The organism is Streptomyces spinoverrucosus, assembly GCF_015712165.1.
Taxonomy (GTDB): Bacteria; Actinomycetota; Actinomycetes; order Streptomycetales; family Streptomycetaceae; genus Streptomyces; species Streptomyces spinoverrucosus_A.
Map to the genome: position 1 here is coordinate 203,639 of NZ_JADPZX010000003.1, position 16,086 is coordinate 219,724.

The following is a 16,086-nucleotide window of genomic DNA, read 5'->3' on the forward strand; positions in this document are numbered from 1 at the left end:
CAGAGCTTGACGATCCCTTGGAGCATTTAGCTCTGACACAGAGGTAATGTCGGTCGCGTGGAGCAGGAGACCTTCCCGGAAGAACTGGCCGACGCGCTCGTCGGAGTGCAGCGGTTGATCCGGCGCGGGGTGCGCGCCGAGATGCCGGTGCCGCCCCTGCGCGGCGCGGAGGTGGAACTGCTGCGCCTGGTCGCGGCCCGCCCCGGCATCGGCATCTCGGACGCGGCCAGGGAGCTGTGTCTGGCGAGCAACTCGGTGTCGACGCTCGTCAACCAGCTGGTCCGGCAGGGATATCTGCTCCGCGAGACCGACCCCGCCGACCGCCGGGCCGCCCGCCTGCTGCCCACCCCCGCGGCCGAGGACCGGCTCGGCGAGTGGCGACGGCGGCGCGCCGCCCTCGTACGCAGGCAGCTCGCCCTGCTCGACGAGGCGGACCGCGCCGCGCTGCACGCCGCCGTCCCGGCCCTGCGGAAGCTGGCCGTCACCCTGCGAGAGGAGGCCGATCAGCCATGACCGGCGAAGCCGCCGAGGCCCTCACCTGCACCGGGCTCACCTACGCGTTCGGGGACACGAACGCCGTCGACGGACTCGACCTCACGGTCCGGGAAGGAGAGGTCTTCGGGCTGCTCGGCCCCAACGGCGCCGGCAAGACCACCGCGATCCGCTGCATCACCACACTGCTGCCGGTACCCGCCGGGATGGTCCGGGTCTTCGGCCGTGACACGGCCAGGGAACAGATGGCGGTACGGCGGCTGCTCGGCTACGTCCCGCAGCAGCTGTCCGCCGACGCCGCCCTCACCGGACGGCAGAACGTCGCCCTGTTCGCCCGCGTCTTCGACGTGCCCCGCCGCGAACGCGCCGAACGCGTCCGGCAGGCACTGATCGCCGTCGGTCTCGCCGACGCCGCCGACCGACTGGCCGGCATCTACTCCGGTGGCATGGTGCGCCGGCTCGAACTCGCCCAGGCCCTCGTCAGCGCCCCACGGCTGCTGATACTCGACGAGCCGACGATCGGCCTCGACCCGATCGCCCGTACGGGTGTCTGGGAGCACATCAACGCCGTCCGCGCGGCCACCGGCATGACCGTGCTGGTCACCACCCACTACATGGACGAGGCCGACCAGTACTGCGACCGGGTCGGCCTGATGCACCGGGGGCGGGTCAGGGCCCTCGGCACGCCGGCCGGGCTGCGCGAAGGCCTCCGGGAGCGGCTGCGGGCCGACGCGCTGCCCACGCTGGAGGACGTCTTCCGTGCCGTGGCCGGCAGCGGCCTCGACGAGAAGTCAGGAGGGTTCCGCGATGTCCGAAGCACCCGCCGCACCGCCCGCCGCGTCGGCTGACAGCGACCACGACCTCGGGCTGCTGCTGCGCCCGCCCGGGGCGAGGCCCGGCTGGCGGGTGCTGCCTGCCCGGGTCGCGGCGATGTGCGCGGTCGAACTGCAAAAGCTCAGCCACGACCGCACCGAGCTGTACACCCGCGCGGTCCAGCCCGCGCTCTGGCTGCTGATCTTCGGCCAGACCTTCACCCGCATCAAGGCGATCCCGACCGGTGGCATCCCCTACGTGGACTATCTGGCGCCCGGCATCATCGCCCAGTCGGCGATGTTCATCGCGATCTTCTACGGCATCCAGATCATCTGGGAGCGCGACGCCGGCGTCCTCAACAAGCTGCTCGTCACCCCCACGCCACGCTCGGCCCTGATCACCGGCAAGGCGTTCGCGTCCGGTGTGAAGGCGCTGATCCAGGCCGTCGTCGTGATCGTCATCGCGGCCGCGCTGGGCGTGGCACTGACGTGGAACCCGCTGCGGCTGCTCGGCGTCGCGGCCGCCGTCGTCCTCGGCTCGGCCTTCTTCTCCTGCCTGTCGATGACCATCGCGGGCATCGTGCTCAGCCGGGACCGGCTGATGGGCTTCGGCCAGGCGATCACCATGCCGCTGTTCTTCGGCTCCAACGCCCTGTACCCGCTGTCCGTCATGCCGGGCTGGCTGCAGGCGGTCAGCAAGGTGAACCCGCTCAGCTATCAGGTCGACGCGCTGCGTGGGCTGCTGCTCGGCACGCCCGCCCGTCTCGGGACGGACTTCGCGGTGCTGGCCGTGGCCGCCGTGCTCGGTGTCGCCGCCGCCTCCTCACTGCTGGGCCGGCTCGCGCGTTGATCGCGGCCCGGACGTGATGTGCGGCACGCCCGCGAAGGGGTCGGCGCGGATTCTCCCTGCGCACGGCTTGATCAGCGATCAAGTCCGGGAAATCCCTGGCCACAGCCCATTCCGCTCATTTGACACTGCGCTGACCCCACGGATAGGAAGCACCTTCGAGAGGTCGAGAGGTGGAGCGTGTACGAGCCGAACGTGGTCGGGGACTGGCAGGAGTACGACGAGCATGCCGGTCTGCGCGTTCGCGTCCACGGTCTGGAGCGGGCGGAGCCGCCGCGCGGACGTGACGACGCCGCCGAGGGCCTCGCGTACTTCCGGCTGCGGATGACCGTCGAGAACCGCGGCGACCGGCGCTTCGGCATCCACCTGGAGGACGGCCAGATCGACGTGCGGATCGGCCCCGACGGGGAGAGCGCGTTCCTGGACTGGCGCAACTCGCAGTTCATCGAGGGCTACGACGTCTACCCGCTGCGCCGGGCCACCGCCGTGGTGTACGCGGCGGGACCGGAGGACGCCCTGGGACAGGTGGACGTCCAGATCCAGCTGCGGGTGGACGACGACTGGGCCGACCGCCGGCTGTGGGCGGGCGGCATCGGGCTGCACGAGGGCACCGCCTGCGCCCCCGCCGGAGCCGGCCGGGAGAGCCTGGCCCACCAGGTGAGCAACTTCCTGCGCGACCAGGCCGAGGAGGGCACCGCCTGACGCCGGTCAGTGCGGGATGCCGTCGATGATCTCGCGGGCGCCCTGCCGCAGCAACGCCACGGCGACCGACGTGCCCAGGGTGGCCGGGTCGAGGCGGCCCGCCCACTCGTGGGCATTGAGGCGCGTCTTGCCGTCCGGGGTGAACACGCATGCGCGCAGCGACAGTTCGCCGTGGTCGACGCGCGCGAACCCGGCGATCGGGCTGTTGCAGTGCCCCTGCAGCACATGCAGGAACATCCGCTCCGCGGTCGCCTCCCGGTGCGTGTCCGGGTCGCCGAGCGCGCTGACGGCGTCGATGAGGTCGGTGTCGCCCTCGCGGCACTGCAGGGCGAGGATGCCCGCGCCGATGGGCGGCATCATCGCCTCGGTGGAGAGGACCTCGCTGATCACGTCCCGGCGGCCGATGCGCTCCAGACCGGAGGCGGCCAGCAGCAGCGCGTCCGCGTCACCCGCGGCGAGCTTGGCCAGCCGCCGGTTGGCATTGCCACGGAACGGCACACACTCCAGGTGGGGGTGAGTGGCGGCCAGCTGGGCGACCCGGCGCACCGAGGAGGTGCCGATCCTGGTGCCGGCCGGGAGTTCGTCGAGGGTGAGCCCGCCGGGATGCACCAGGGCGTCACGGATGTCGTCCCGCTTCAGGAACGCCGCGAACACCGTGCCCGCCGGGAGTGGCCGGTCGGCGGGCACGTCCTTGACGCAGTGCACCGCGAGATCGGCCGCACCGGCCAGCAGCGCCGCGTCGACCTCCTTGGTGAACGCGCCCTTGCCCTCGACCTTGGCGAGATCGCCGAGCCACTTGTCGCCGGTGGTCTTCACCGGCACGACCTCGGTTCTCACCCCGGGATACCGGGCCGCCAACTCGGCCTGTACCCGGGCGACTTGGGCGAGCGCCATGGGGGAGTCGCGGGAGACGACGCGGATCAGTTCGGGGACCGGCATGCGGACACGATAGACCGCCGCCGGCCCCCGCCGCTCACGCGCCGGTCAGGCGTTCGGGTCGAACGCGATGCCCGACGGCTTCGCCGAGGCCAGGTGGGAGTTGAAGCTGCCGTCCTTCAGACCGAAGTTGGCACTGCCGAAGTTGTACGACGTCAGCTTGTCCCGCACGCCCGCCGGGTAGCCGTTCCAGCCGACCAGCGGAGGGTACTGCCAGGTCCCCTTGTGGTTCTCCGGCGGCTCGTCGTTCGCGTTCGCCGCACGGAAGCAGTGGGTGCTGATGCCGTCCTTGTGGTACACGATCTTCGCGTGCGTGCCGTCGAAGCGGATCGCCGAGGCGTTGTGCACCGTGAACGAGCCGTGGTTCGACGTCGAGACGTACTTGACCTGGTTGTCCTGAACCCACACCACGACGTGCTCCCAGTCGTGGCGGTGCCCGCCGATGCTGCTGCCCGGCACGGCCTGGTCCTTCTCGAAGTACAGGCCGTACAGGAAGCCGCACCAGCCGTTGTTGCACTTGTAGCGCGAGTAGCTGTTGGTGTTGTCCAGGTCCGAGGCGTCCCGGCAGTTGCCGTTGAGCGCCCCGGTCGGGTTGAGGCCGCCGTTGACGGTGCCGTCGGCGCTGATGGCGGGCGTCGAGTAGCAGCCGTCCGTGTCGTAGTCGAAGGCCGGCTGGTACGTGCGCTCCAGGCTGTCGGCGTTGGCCGGCAGCGCGGGCGGCGGGGCGGCGAAGGCGGTGGCGGGGAAGGCCACGACGAGCGCGACGGCGCCACCGAGGCCGGTGAGCCATCTCCTGCGGTGTAGGGCGGACTTCTGCGACGACACTGCGTCCTCCTCCTGGTTCGGGCGCAGCCCAACGGCTGTGGGGGGAAAGGGCAGTTCAGCTTGCCGGGGATCCCCGTCCGGGCCAAGAGGTCACAGGCGTCCCGTTGGTGAAGGACAGCCCAATACTTGTCTGCCGACCCGCCTGATATGCCGTCAGGCGAGATGGTCCGGCAGGTGGGCCGTGGACTCCTCGGGCGTGAGGTCGGGCCGCAGCCGCAGCCAGGACGGCTGGCGCAGCAGCCCGGCCCGGGTCCGGGTGCTGTAGCGGACCTCGCCGACCAGCCGGGGCAGCACCCAGTGCGCCCCCGGCGCCGGCGGCGCCGGATCGAAGGGGCACACGTCACTCGCGTGCTCCCGCAGCAGCGCCGCGAGTTGCGTGCGTTCGGCCTCGCTCCAGCCGGTGCCCACGCTGCCGACGTACCGCAGCCGCCCTGCGGCGTCGTGCTGGCCGACCAGCACCGCGCCGGGCAGGCCGGTCAGCCGGCCCTTGCCGGGCTGCCAGCCGCCCACGACGACGTCCTCGCCGCGCATGTTGCGGATCTTGATCCAGGCGCGGGAACGCACACCCGGCTCGTAGACCGAGTCCAGCCGTTTGCAGATCAGGCCCTCCAGACCGTGGTCGAGGGTGGCCTGCAGGGCCTGGGCGCCATGGCCCACCAGCGCACCCGGCGTGGACCAGAACGGTCCGGCGAGGCCCAGTCGCTCCAGCTGGGCACGCCGGCGGGCGTAGGACTGCCCGATCAGGGAGCGCCCGGCCAGGTGCATCACGTCGAACACCACCAGGTGGACCGGCACCTGGGCCGCCCGGCGCGCCGCCCGCGCCGGCGCGTGCGCCAGACCCATCCGGGACTGGAGCAACTGGAAGTCGGCACGCCCCTGTTCGTCCAGGGCCAGCACCTCCCCGTCCAGCACCGCGGCCGTGCTGCCGAGGGCGTCGCCTAGAGGCAGCAGTTCCGGGTAGGCGGCGGTGATCTCGTCACCGGACCTGGCGCGCAGCACCACGCTTCCGTCGCCGGGGAGATACACCACCGCGCGCTGGCCGTCCTGCTTGGTCTCGTACGCCCACCGCGGGTCCTGGGCGGCGGGCGGCAGCGTGCCGGGCGTGGCGAGCATGGGGGCGATCAGCGGCAGGGTCACGGCTTGAGATGTCGACGGGGCAGGGCGGCGCCACGCGCCCCGCCCGCAGGTTTCCCCTGAACGGAGGGCGGGATCAGAGGGCCCCGGACGGCGGCGGCACGGCCCGTACCAGCCCCGACTGGTAGGCGACGACGACCAGTTGGGCCCGCTCCCGGGCCCCCAGCTTCGTCATCGCCTCGTGGACGTGGGAGCGGACGGCCGACGGGCTGACGGAGAGCTTCTGCGCGATCTCTTCGTCGGAGTGACCCTCGGCCACCCGGCCCATCACCTCGCGCTCCTGGGCGGTCAGCGCGGCGAGGTCCTCGGGAGCCGCGAGCCGGGAGCCCTCGGCGGGGGTGACCAGGAAGCGCGTGATCAGGGCGCGGGTGGCCAGCGGGGAGAGCAGGGACTCGCCGGCCGCCACGGTCCGGATGCCGTCGAGCAGCACATCGGCGGTGACGTCCTTGCCGAGGAACCCGCTCGCCCCGGCCCGCAGCGCCTCGGCGACGTCCTCGTCGAGCTCGGAGGAGGCGAGGACCAGCACGCGGGTCGCCGAGAGTTCCGGATCCGCGCAGATGGCGGACGTGGCGGCCAGGCCGTCGCTGCCGGGCAGGCGGATGTCCATCAGGACGAGGTCGGGCCGGTGGGCCCGGGCGAGCTCGATCGCGCAGGCACCGTCGATGGCCTCGCCCACCACCTCCATGTCGTCGCAGGAGTCGATCAGGATCCGGCAGGCGGCCCGCAGCAGGGCCTGGTCGTCGGCGAGCAGCACACGGATGGTCATGGGCGCGTTCTTCCCTTGCCTGGGGGTCTGGTCCCATGGTGGGCGATCTCCCCGGGAAAGACGGGCGGCGGCCGCCCGTGTCACGGGACAACGCGGATCGAGCCGTGTAAATTACTTGAGTTAGGCAACAAGATGGTAAAGTGGGTCGCATGCCCACACCACCGCTCCCCACGGGCCCCGTGTCCCCCGAGATCGTCGAGATCGAGCGGGCCCTGACCCGAATCACCTACCTCAGCACCCGCGCCCGGCAGCACGACCGTCTGATGGCCCTGGCCGAGGTGCCGCTGGACCGCGCCGCCGTGGCGCTGCTGCGGCAGGTCGCGGACTCCGAGCCGCTGCGCCCCGGGGAGCTCGCGGGCCGCCTCGGCGTGGAGGCCTCGCACGTCACGCGGACCGTGCAGCAGTTGCAGCGCGCCGGGTACGTCAGCCGCGTCCCCGACCCCGACGACCGGCGCGCCCAGCGCATCGAACTCACCGAGGCCGGGCGCAGGGCCATCGAGCGGATCCGGGACGTCGGGGCGCGCGGCATGCAGCTGGCCCTGGCCGACTGGTCGCCCGAGGAGCTGGGTCAGCTCGCGACGCTGTTCCACCGTATGGTCGACGACTTCCTCGCGATGGCGATCGACGACGACTCCGAACAGCGGGCCACCGCCCAGGCAGGCACGTCCTGAAAGCCCACGCGGGCGCGTCCTGAAAGCCAGGGCACCCACTGGGTGCCGCCCCGCCGTACCGCCGAGTAGGATCGCGCGGCAGGCGACTTCGAGGAGGAACCGTGGCCCCGTCCCAGCCGCTCGTCGGCGACAAGATCGAGGACTTCGAGCTGCCGGACGAGACGGGCACATCCCGCCGGCTCTCCGAACTGCTCGCCGACGGACCGGTGGTGCTGTTCTTCTACCCCGCCGCCCTCACCGCCGGCTGCACCGCCGAGGCCTGCCACTTCCGTGACCTGGCCGCGGAGTTCGCCGCGGTCGGCGCACAGCCCGTCGGTATCAGCGGGGACCCGGTCGAGCGGCAGGCGGAGTTCGTCGGGCGGCACACGCTCGGCATGCCCCTGCTGTCCGACGTGGACGGCGCGATCCGTGAACGGTTCGGGGTGAAGCGGGGCTTCCAGCTGGCGCCCACCAAGCGGGTCACCTTCGTCATCGCCCAGGACCGCACCGTCCTGGAGGTCGTCCGCAGCGAACTGCGCATGAACACCCACGCCGACCGGGCCCTGGCCGCCCTGCGCGCCCAGGAACCCGGGAGCCACTGACCGACGCGGCCGCGTCCGCGATACTGACCCCATGCGGCTGCGAGGCAAGGCCTGCGTCACCGTCTGTCTGGTGCTGACGGCCGCGATCGGCTGCACGAACGGCGACGGCGACGCCACCCGCACCGACCCGCCCACCCCGGCCCCGACCCGCACCGAGCGCCCCAGCACCGCCGCCCCGACGCCGAAACCGCCCAACCCGTGTCCCTCCCGGGCCTCATCGCCCGCGAGCACAAAGGCTCCGACCTCCGCCTGGGCGCCGTACGCACCCGAACCGACGCCTACACCCAGTACGCCGTCACCTACGAGGCCAACGGCCTCACCATCTCCGGCATCATGAACGTGCCCGACGGCAAGGGCCCTTTCCCGGCGCTGGTGCTCGCGCACGGCTACATCGACCCCGCCGTCTACACCACCGGCCGGGGCCTGGCCCGCGAGCAGGACCTGCTCGCCCGTAACGGCTACGTCGTCCTGCACACCGACTACCGCAACCACGCCGGCTCCGACGACGACCCCGACAACGACGTCAACCTCCGCCTCGGCTACACCGAGGACGTCATCGCCGCCGTCAAGGCCCTGCGCGCCTTTGGCCGCCCGGAGATCGACGGCGACCGGATCGGCCTGCTGGGCCGCTCCATGGGCGGCGGCGTCGTGTACAACACGCTGGTGGTGGCGCCGGGCCTGGTGGACGCGGCCGTCGTCTACGCCCCGGTCAGCTCCCGTCCCGAGGAGAACATCGACCAGTTCCAGCGGCCCGACGGCGACCCGATCGTCGCCGAGATCGAGGCCGAGCACGGCACCCCGAGGAGAACCCGGCCTTCTGGCGTGAGGTCTCACCGATCACCTACGCCGACCGGGTGACCGAGCCGCTGCTCATCCAGCACGGCACCGCCGACGACACCTGCCCCTGACGTGGTCCGAGCGGACCACGGCCGCGTTCGAGGCGGCGGGCAAGGACGTCCGCCTGGTGAAGCAGCCGGGGGAGGGACACACGTTCTACGCCCGCTGGCGGGCCTCCATGGACACCACCATGGACTTCTTCGACCGCCATCTGCGCTGACGGCCCGCGGCGCCGGTCAGTCCGGGCCGTCAGCCGCGACCTGGGCGAGCGTACGGCCGCTGCGTACCGAGCGCGCCCGGCGCGGATCCGGCGTACTCCGGCCCGCACGCCTGTGCCCGCCCTTCACCAGCAGCCAGGCCTCAGCCTCGCCCGCACTGCCACGGAACCGGGTGAGCGCGTACTCGCCGTGCAGCTTCGACCCGTTGAGCCGGAACGTGGCGTGCCCGCGCTCCAGCGACTCCCCGAAGTCCACCGGCCGCCCCTTGCGGTCATGGCTCAGCGGCTCGTACGTACCGTGATCCCAGACGATCACCGTGCCGCCCCCGTACTCGCCCGCCGGGATCACGCCCTCGAACTCCTCGTACTCCAGCGGGTGGTCCTCCGTCGGCACGGCGAGCCGCTTGTCCTTCGGGTCGGCGGACGGGCCCTTCGGGACCGACCAGGACTTCAGTACGTCGTCGACCTGCAACCGGAAGTCGAAGTGCAGGGTGCTCGCGTCATGGATCTGCACCACGAACCGCGGTTCGTCGCCCGAGGTGCCCGCACGCCCCTCGGGCTCACCGGTCCGCCCGAAATCGCGTTTGCCGCGGTAGGTCCGCAGCCGGTCGTCGTCACCCACCCCGCGACTCCTTCCGTGCGCCCGGCACACCGGGTACCCCGGCCCGCCGGGATCAGAACTCCTCGTGCACCTCCGGGTCCCCGCCCGTGCGCTGCGGCACGCGGTCGGCGATGGCCTGCATCTGCGCGGGAGCCAGGGTGAAACCGAAGATGTCGAGGTTCTGCCGCTGCCGCTCGGCGTCCGCCGACTTGGGAATGGGCAGCGCGCCCAGCTGGGTGTGCCAGCGCAGCACGACCTGACCGGGCGTCACCCCGTGGGCCTCGGCGATCGTGACCACGACCGGGTCCTGGAGCAGCCCGGTGCCACGGCCGAGCGGTGTCCAGCTCTCCGTGACGATGCCCTTCTCGGCGTGGAAGGCCCGCAGCTCCTCCTGCGGGAGGTGCGGGTGCAGCTCGATCTGGTTCACGGCGGGCAGCACGCCCGTTTCCTTCCCCAGCCGCTCGATGTGCTCGATCGTGAAGTTGGAGACCCCGATCGACCCCACCAGGCCGTCCTCGCGGAGTTTGATCATGGCCCGCCAGGAGTCGACGTACCGGCCGACGCGGGGGAGCGGCCAGTGGATCAGATACAGGTCCACCCGCTCCAGCCCCAGCCGGCGCCGGGACTCCTCGAAGGAGGCGAGGGTCTCCGCGTAGCCGTGGTCCCGGCCCGGGAGCTTCGTCGTCACCACGATCTCCTCGCGCGGGACACCGCTGCGGGCGATCGCGCGGCCCACACCCGTCTCGTTGCGGTAGTTCGTCGCCGTGTCGATCAGGCGATAGCCCAGATCCAGGGCGGTGAGCACCGCCCGCTCCGCGTGCGCGTCGTCCAGCGGCCAGGTGCCCAGGCCGATGGCGGGGAGCGTCGTGCCGTCGTTGAGCGTGTGCGCGGGAATGCTGCCGCTCACGGTCCACCCTTCCGCTCGACTGTGCCGTACCGACAGTATGGGCGGGCCCGGCCACGCTCGCCGCCGCGGATAGGCTGAGGAGTGATCAACCGGACCGGCGGGGAAGAGGGCAGCGGACGCCATGGCCAGGGCCGAGGACCAGCACACGACGGGACGCGCCACGTCACGGGACGTCGCCCGGCTCGCCGGCGTGTCGCACACCGCCGTCTCCTTCGTCTTCAACGGGCGCGCCGAGGGCAACCTCTCGCCCGCCACCCAGGAACGCATCCGCCAGGCCGCTGCCCAGCTGGGCTACCGGCCCGACCCCGTCGCGCGCGGCCTGCGCCGCCGCCGTACGGCCGTCATCGGCCTGGTCACGGACGAGATCGCCTCCTCGCCGTTCGCCGGCCGGCTGCTGCGCGGCGCCATGGAGACCGCCTGGGACCACGAGCACCTCGTCCTCACCGTCGACTCCGGCGGTGACCCGGCCAAGGAGGACGCGGCCGTCGCCGAACTCCTCGACCGGCGCGTCGACGGCATCATCTACGCGGCCATGTCCCTGCGCCGCGTCCGCGTCCCCGAAGGCCTGCACCGCACCCACTCCGTGCTTGCCAACTGCCTGCCCGAGGACGACTCGCTGCCCGCCGTCATCCCCGCCGAGCGCGCGGGCGGCCGTACGGCGGCCCGGCTGCTCCTCGACCAGGGGCACCGCCGGGTCGCGCACATCGGCGGGCTGGACGACATCGCGTCGGTCGAACGGCTGCGCGGCTTCCGTGACGCGCTGCGCGCCGAGGGGATCACCGTGCCCAAGGAGTGGCTGGTACGCGCCGGGGGCGAGATCTCCGGCGGCTACGAGGGCGCGCTGCGGCTGCTGGACGGCGTCGCCCCGGACCGCCGCCCCACCGGGATCTTCTGCTACAACGACCGGGTCGCGGCGGGCGTCCTGCACGCCGCGGCCCGGCTCGGCGTCACCGTACCCGGCGACCTGTCGGTGGTCGGCTACGACGACCAGGAGCACATGGCGGCCTTCCTCGCCCCGCCGCTCACCTCGGTCGCCCTGCCGCACCGCGCGATGGGCGAGGCCGCCGCCCGGCTGCTCCTGGACGCCATCGACACCGGCCGCACCCCACCGGCGACCACCAGGCGCCTGGCCTGTCCGGTCGTCAGCCGTGCTTCGGTGGGGCCGGCTCCCACCCGGTGACGGCCGCCCCGGCGCCCGTCACGACCAGCTCCGGAACGTCCCCCGGACGCCGGTAGAGACGCTGGGTCATCGTGGCCCGGTCGCCGACGAACACCTCGTACAGCGAGCCGTCGACGAGGATCCGCACGGTCGGTTCCTCGCCGTGCGGCAGCGACACCGCGACCGGGGCGGAATCCTCGAAGCGCACGGTCACCTCGCGGCTCTCCGGGTCCAGACCGACCGTCAGCCGCTCGCCCGACACGCTCACGGTCGCCAGCCCTCGGGCCGCCGTGACCAGCAGGTCGTACGCCTGCGGCAGCCGCGCCCGGCCCGGTGCGGTGACGAACGGCTCGGCCGCGCGCAGCAGTTCGAGCTCCAGGGCGGGTACGACGCGCAGCGCGCCGTCGGGACGGACGTCGACGACCCTCGGCGCGGTGAGGACACCGGCCCAGCCGGCCGGACGCGGGTCACGCGCCTCCCAGGACCAGCCCCACATGAGAGTGCGGTCCGCCTCCTGGAGCAGGGCGGGAGCGTAGAAGTCGCGGCCGTGGTCGAGCCGGCCACCGGCGCGGGCCTCGAACGCCAGGCCGTCGTCGTCGACGGGAAGCAGACGTCCCGTCAGATATCCCGTGGAGCAGGGATCTCCGTCCCACAGCGACACCACCAGCAGCCACTCCCCGCCGGGCGTCACGCACAGCTGCGGGCACTCCCAGCCGACGGCCTTGTCGCCGAACGCGTCCACCGCCACCGGGTCGTTGCCGTCCACGAGGACCCCGGCGAACCGCCAGTCGGCCAGGTCCTGGCAGTCGTACAGCAGCACCGACGGCGTACCGTCGGCGTGCGCCGCCCCCACCAGCGCCCAGCGCCGGCCCGCGTGCCGGAAGACGAACGGGTCGCGGAACATCGTCACGTCCAGACCCGCGGGCGGACCGGACACCACGGGCGTGGGCAGCGGCTGCCACCCGGTCAGCAGCTCAGGGTCCGTGGCCCTGGCCAGGCAGATGCTGCCGAGGCCGGTGTGGTGGCGGTCGACGCCGGTGTACACGGCGGTCGGCACGCCGTCGTCGTCGACCACACAGCCCGACCAGCACCCCGCCTCGTCCGGACCGCCCGTCGTCGGCGTGAGCGCGATCGGATGGTGCTCCCAGTGGACGAGGTCCGGACTGGAGACATGGCCCCAGTGGATGTCGGCGTGCACGGGCGCGTCGGGGTTGTGCTGGTAGAAGAGGTGGTAGCGGCCCCGCCAACGGAACGGGCCGTTGGGGTCGTTGATCCAGTTGGCGGGCGGGCGGACCCGGAAGCGCGGCGCGTCGGGATCCTGGACGGGAGCGGCGAGGCTCAACGGTTGACTCCTGCGGAGGTGATGCCCTCGCGGAGAGGGCGCTGGCCGACGACGAACACGGCGACGGCGGGGATCATGGAGAGCACGACACCGGCGAGGACCACGGAGATGGAGCCGGTGCCGAGATTGCCCTGAAGTGAGACCAGGCCCAGCGGCAGCGTGTAGTTCTGGCTGGAGGTCTCCAGGATCAGCGGGCGGAAGAACTCGTTCCAGTGGTAGTTGAAGGCCAGTACGCCGACGATCGCGAGCCCGGGCGCGGCCAGCGGGGCGTACACGGACCGGAAGATCCGCCACGGCCCGGCCCCGTCCAGCATCGCCGCCTCGCCCAGGTCCTTGGGCATGCCCAGGAAGTACTGGCGCATCAGGAAGGTGCCGAACGCGGTCGGGAACGCCGGGACGATCAGCCCGAGCAGGGTGTCGGTGAGGCTCATCGACTTCAGCACCAGGAACACCGGCACGATGGTGACCTGCAACGGCACCATCATGGTCGCCAGGACCAGCGCGAACAGCGGCTTCTTGAACCGGAACTCCAGGCGCGCGAAGGCGTACCCGGCCAGGCCCGCGGTGATCATCTGGCCGACCGCGATCAGCGCTGTCACCAGCGTCGAGTTCAGCGCGAGCAGCCATACGTCGATCTGGTCGAAGACCCCGCGGTACGACTCGGCGGTCGGGTCCGTCGGGATGATCCTCGGCGGCAGCTCGAAGGACTCGGCGGGGGTGCGCAGCGAGGTGGAGACCGTCCAGATGACCGGGCCGAGGGTCAGCAGGGCGCAGACGGCAAGGGCGGTGATCCGCGCCCACGGTCCCAGGGAGTACCGCAGGCGGCTGGGGGTGAGGGTCGCTTGGCTCATGGGACTTCCCGGCTCACTGGTAGTGGACGAAACGCCGGCTGAGCCGGAACTGGAGGGCGGTGACCGCCATGATCAGCACGAACAGCAGCACGCCCACCGCGGAGGCGGTGCCGAAGCGGAGCTGCTCGAAGGCGGTCTCGTAGATGACCATCACGACCGTGCGGGTGGAGTCACCGGGCCCGCCGTCGGTGAGGACGTACGGCTGCTCGAAGACCTGGAGCGCGTTGATGATGCCGACCACCGACGCGACCAGCAGCGTGGGGGAGAGCAGCGGCAGTGTGATGTGGAGGTGCTTGCGCAGACCGGTCGCGCCGTCGAGGGCGGCGGCCTCGTGGACCTCCTTGGGGACGTTGTTCAGCCCGCCCACGAACAGCAGGAACGAGAAGCCGAACTGCTGCCAGACGTAGACCAGGATCACCGTGGCCATCGCCCCGTTCTCCGAGGTCAGCCATGGCACCGGGGCGACGCCGACCAGCCCGAGCAGCCAGTTCACGACCCCGAAGTCCTGGTTGAACAGGTACTTCATCACCACCGAGATGGACGCGGCGGACAGCACCAGCGGGAAGAAGAACGCCGAGCGGAACACCGACCGCAGCCACACCGGCATCCGCCCGTTCACCGCGAGCGCCAGCACCAGCGCCACGAGCAGTTGCAGCGCGACCGCGAGCACCATGAAGACCAGGGTGTTGCGGAAGGACACCAGGACGGTCGAATCGCCCGCCAGCTCACGGTAGTTGGCGGCCCCGGCGAAACGCGGGGAGTCGATCACGTTCCAGTGGAACAGGCTCAGCACCACCGACCCGACGATCGGGACGACCGTGAACACGACGATGCCGACGACGGTCGGGGCCAGGAACAGGGCGGCCAGCAGCCGGGTGCGGCGGTCGCGGGTGGCGGGCCGATCGGCGGGCGCGGACGGGGGTGCCGGGCGCGGTCGTACGGCCGGTATCCGGGTGTTCGTCATACGTCACGCTCCATGGCCTTCTCCAGGTCGCCCTGCATCCGGCGCAGCGCGGGGCGCACCGAGCGCGGCGAGGACAGCGCGGTGCCGGTGTGCTTGAGCAGCACCTGCTCGACCTCGGCGACCTGCGGCGGCGCCGGGATCGGCGCGGTGTCGGGGAACCGGTCGAGGGTGTCGTAGAAGACCCGCCAGTGCGCCGGACCGGACTCGGCGTAGCGGTCGGCCGTGAGCATCGAGCGGCGGGCCGGGGTCGTCTGGTTGGTCTCGAACAGCCGGGTCAGGGTGTCCCGGCGGGCGGCGTACTTGATGAACTCCCAGGCCTCGTCCTGTCTCCTGGACGTGCGCAGCAGCGCGTAGCCCGCCGCGCCGAACTGCATGCGCTGGGTGCGCCAACGCGGGAAGAACTGCACGTCGAACGTCCCGGGCCGCATGCCCGCCAGATGCAGGCCGCCCGCCCAGAAGCCGCCCGCCGGGGTGACACCGACGCGGCCGGTGGAGAACACGCCGATGAGGTTCTGCCCGTTGCCGCCCTCGGGCCGGGTGCACAGGCCCTCCTGGATGAGGGAGGCGAGATAGTCGTACGCCTCCTCCACACGGGGCTGGTCGGCCTGCGGAGTCGTCCACCGGAAGCCGCCCCCGCGTCCGGCCCGCCGGTCGGCCGGGTAGAAGGTGTCCCACAGCCAGGAGCCGCCGGGCGCCTTGGACTCGGCGAGCAGGTTGGTGTCGTTGGCGAACAGCCACGGCACCACACCGCCCCACAGCCGGTTGGTCCAGAAGTACGGCGTGAACCGGGAGCCGCTGGACTGCTTCATGTCCCGCAGCAGCGCGGTGAAGTCGTCGCGGGTCCAGTCGGCCGCCGGGAAGCCGGCGCCCGCCCGCCGCAGCACCTGGTTGTTGAGGTAGATGTCGGCGGCGTTGAACTCGACCGGCAGCTGGTACAGGCTGCCCTCGTACATCATCGACTCCACCAGCGCGGGATGGACGTCGGCGAAGTACTCGCGAAGCTCGGCCGCGTCCCGCTTCACCCACCGGTCCAGCGGCACGCCGAGCCGCCGCGCGAACAACTGCACGCCCTCGGTGGCCACATAGACGAGGTCGGGGGCGGTGCCCGCCGCGATCTGGGTGAGGATCTTCGCGAAGAAGTCCGACCAGTCGACGGCCTGCACCGCGTTGATCCGGACCTTGATGTCGGGGTGCACCCGCCGGAAGCCCTCGGTGAGGGTGCGGATCGCGGCCGGGCCGTAGGCGGGGCCGAGGGTGGCGACGACGAGGGAGCCGTCGTCGCGGCCGGGGATGTCGGCTCCGGTGAGCCGGTCCCAGCTCGCGGCGGTACCGGCCAGCGCGGCGGCTCCCGCGCCGTAGGCGCCGTACCGCAACAGCGCGCGGCGGTTGAGATGCGAGTCGGTCATCGATGGGCCTAACTCGTGTTAGATCAGGGTTGATGC

General features: G+C 72.0%; 18 protein-coding genes. 8 read left to right on the forward strand and 10 right to left on the reverse strand.

All coding sequences use genetic code 11. The features are described 5' to 3' along the window. Window positions 1–57 precede the first annotated feature (57 nt). From I2W78_RS38460 to I2W78_RS38475, 4 genes are all read left to right on the forward strand, one after another. Window positions 58–513: a MarR family winged helix-turn-helix transcriptional regulator gene (locus I2W78_RS38460; protein ID WP_196465393.1), complete on the forward strand. Its 456-nt coding sequence runs from the start codon at window positions 58–60 to the stop codon at window positions 511–513. Then, window positions 510–1,340, forward strand: coding sequence for an ABC transporter ATP-binding protein (locus tag I2W78_RS38465; protein ID WP_196465394.1), 831 nt, complete (start codon window positions 510–512; stop codon window positions 1,338–1,340). Before I2W78_RS38460 ends, I2W78_RS38465 begins: the two co-directional genes overlap by 4 nt. After that, a complete protein-coding gene (locus tag I2W78_RS38470) occupies window positions 1,300–2,154 on the forward strand; it encodes an ABC transporter permease (protein WP_196465395.1) in 855 nt (284 codons plus the stop codon). Before I2W78_RS38465 ends, I2W78_RS38470 begins: the two co-directional genes overlap by 41 nt. A 177-nt stretch (window positions 2,155–2,331) precedes the next feature. Next, window positions 2,332–2,853 carry a hypothetical protein gene (locus I2W78_RS38475; RefSeq protein ID WP_196465396.1) on the forward strand — a complete coding sequence of 174 codons (522 nt, stop codon included), beginning with the start codon at window positions 2,332–2,334 and terminating at the stop codon, window positions 2,851–2,853. A 6-nt stretch (window positions 2,854–2,859) separates the two neighbouring features. On the opposite strand, the gene hemC is transcribed toward I2W78_RS38475, so the two are convergent. The 4 genes from hemC to I2W78_RS38495 form a co-directional block, all read right to left on the reverse strand. Further along, entirely contained in the window at window positions 2,860–3,792 is a 933-nt protein-coding gene (hemC, locus tag I2W78_RS38480; protein ID WP_196465397.1) for a hydroxymethylbilane synthase, read from the reverse strand. Between the two features lie 45 nt (window positions 3,793–3,837). After that, entirely contained in the window at window positions 3,838–4,614 is a 777-nt protein-coding gene (locus tag I2W78_RS38485; protein WP_196465398.1) for an NPP1 family protein, read from the reverse strand. Window positions 4,615–4,767: 153 nt separating this feature from the next. After that, window positions 4,768–5,751, reverse strand: coding sequence for an ATP-dependent DNA ligase (locus I2W78_RS38490; RefSeq protein ID WP_196465399.1), 984 nt, complete (start codon window positions 5,749–5,751; stop codon window positions 4,768–4,770). A gap of 73 nt (window positions 5,752–5,824) precedes the next feature. Next, window positions 5,825–6,514 (reverse strand): response regulator, encoded by a 690-nt coding sequence (locus I2W78_RS38495; RefSeq protein ID WP_196465400.1) that lies wholly within the window; start codon window positions 6,512–6,514, stop codon window positions 5,825–5,827. Window positions 6,515–6,663: 149 nt separating this feature from the next. On the opposite strand from I2W78_RS38495, the gene I2W78_RS38500 reads away from it, so the two are divergent. From I2W78_RS38500 to I2W78_RS40910, 3 genes are all read left to right on the forward strand, one after another. Next, the gene (locus tag I2W78_RS38500; protein WP_196465401.1) at window positions 6,664–7,185 is read left to right on the forward strand and encodes a MarR family winged helix-turn-helix transcriptional regulator; all 522 of its coding nucleotides are present in this window, start codon (window positions 6,664–6,666) and stop codon (window positions 7,183–7,185) included. Between the two features lie 101 nt (window positions 7,186–7,286). Next, entirely contained in the window at window positions 7,287–7,766 is a 480-nt protein-coding gene (locus I2W78_RS38505) for a peroxiredoxin (RefSeq protein WP_196465402.1), read from the forward strand. Between the two features lie 198 nt (window positions 7,767–7,964). After that, a complete protein-coding gene (locus I2W78_RS40910) occupies window positions 7,965–8,624 on the forward strand; it encodes an alpha/beta hydrolase family protein (protein WP_307784041.1) in 660 nt (219 codons plus the stop codon). 215 nt (window positions 8,625–8,839) lie between these two features. On the opposite strand, the gene I2W78_RS38515 is transcribed toward I2W78_RS40910, so the two are convergent. Further along, a complete protein-coding gene (locus tag I2W78_RS38515) occupies window positions 8,840–9,442 on the reverse strand; it encodes a DNA polymerase ligase N-terminal domain-containing protein (RefSeq protein WP_196465403.1) in 603 nt (200 codons plus the stop codon). Between the two features lie 52 nt (window positions 9,443–9,494). Continuing rightward, a complete protein-coding gene (locus I2W78_RS38520; protein WP_307784042.1) occupies window positions 9,495–10,328 on the reverse strand; it encodes an aldo/keto reductase in 834 nt (277 codons plus the stop codon). Window positions 10,329–10,449: 121 nt separating this feature from the next. On the opposite strand from I2W78_RS38520, the gene I2W78_RS38525 reads away from it, so the two are divergent. Further along, window positions 10,450–11,508 carry a LacI family DNA-binding transcriptional regulator gene (locus I2W78_RS38525; RefSeq protein WP_196465405.1) on the forward strand — a complete coding sequence of 353 codons (1,059 nt, stop codon included), beginning with the start codon at window positions 10,450–10,452 and terminating at the stop codon, window positions 11,506–11,508. Here I2W78_RS38525 and I2W78_RS38530 read toward each other — a convergent pair. From I2W78_RS38530 to I2W78_RS38545, 4 genes are read right to left on the reverse strand one after another with little or no spacing between them, the layout of a single operon-like run. Then, window positions 11,471–12,829 (reverse strand): glycoside hydrolase family 32 protein, encoded by a 1,359-nt coding sequence (locus I2W78_RS38530; RefSeq protein ID WP_196465406.1) that lies wholly within the window; start codon window positions 12,827–12,829, stop codon window positions 11,471–11,473. The genes I2W78_RS38525 and I2W78_RS38530 overlap by 38 nt on opposite strands. Continuing rightward, the gene (locus I2W78_RS38535) at window positions 12,826–13,680 is read right to left on the reverse strand and encodes a carbohydrate ABC transporter permease (RefSeq protein WP_196465407.1); all 855 of its coding nucleotides are present in this window, start codon (window positions 13,678–13,680) and stop codon (window positions 12,826–12,828) included. The genes I2W78_RS38530 and I2W78_RS38535 overlap by 4 nt, the downstream gene beginning before the upstream one ends. Window positions 13,681–13,693: 13 nt before the next feature. Further along, complete coding sequence (locus tag I2W78_RS38540; protein ID WP_196465408.1) at window positions 13,694–14,644, reverse strand: carbohydrate ABC transporter permease; 951 nt, start codon at window positions 14,642–14,644, stop codon at window positions 13,694–13,696. Then, on the reverse strand, window positions 14,641–16,050 hold the full coding sequence (locus I2W78_RS38545; RefSeq protein ID WP_196465409.1) for an extracellular solute-binding protein: 1,410 nt from the start codon (window positions 16,048–16,050) through the stop codon (window positions 14,641–14,643). Before I2W78_RS38545 ends, I2W78_RS38540 begins: the two co-directional genes overlap by 4 nt. Window positions 16,051–16,086 lie beyond the last annotated feature (36 nt).

Coding starts and splice junctions, on each gene's coding strand:
- I2W78_RS38465 (WP_196465394.1), top strand. CDS start 510: ATGACCGGCGAAGCCGCCGAGGCCCTCACCTGCACCGGGCTCACCTAC.
- I2W78_RS38470 (WP_196465395.1), top strand. CDS start 1,300: ATGTCCGAAGCACCCGCCGCACCGCCCGCCGCGTCGGCTGACAGCGAC.
- hemC (WP_196465397.1), bottom strand. CDS start 3,792: ATGCCGGTCCCCGAACTGATCCGCGTCGTCTCCCGCGACTCCCCCATG.
- I2W78_RS38495 (WP_196465400.1), bottom strand. CDS start 6,514: ATGACCATCCGTGTGCTGCTCGCCGACGACCAGGCCCTGCTGCGGGCC.
- I2W78_RS38500 (WP_196465401.1), top strand. CDS start 6,664: ATGCCCACACCACCGCTCCCCACGGGCCCCGTGTCCCCCGAGATCGTC.
- I2W78_RS38525 (WP_196465405.1), top strand. CDS start 10,450: ATGGCCAGGGCCGAGGACCAGCACACGACGGGACGCGCCACGTCACGG.
- I2W78_RS38535 (WP_196465407.1), bottom strand. CDS start 13,680: ATGAGCCAAGCGACCCTCACCCCCAGCCGCCTGCGGTACTCCCTGGGA.
- I2W78_RS38540 (WP_196465408.1), bottom strand. CDS start 14,644: ATGACGAACACCCGGATACCGGCCGTACGACCGCGCCCGGCACCCCCG.
- I2W78_RS38545 (WP_196465409.1), bottom strand. CDS start 16,050: ATGACCGACTCGCATCTCAACCGCCGCGCGCTGTTGCGGTACGGCGCC.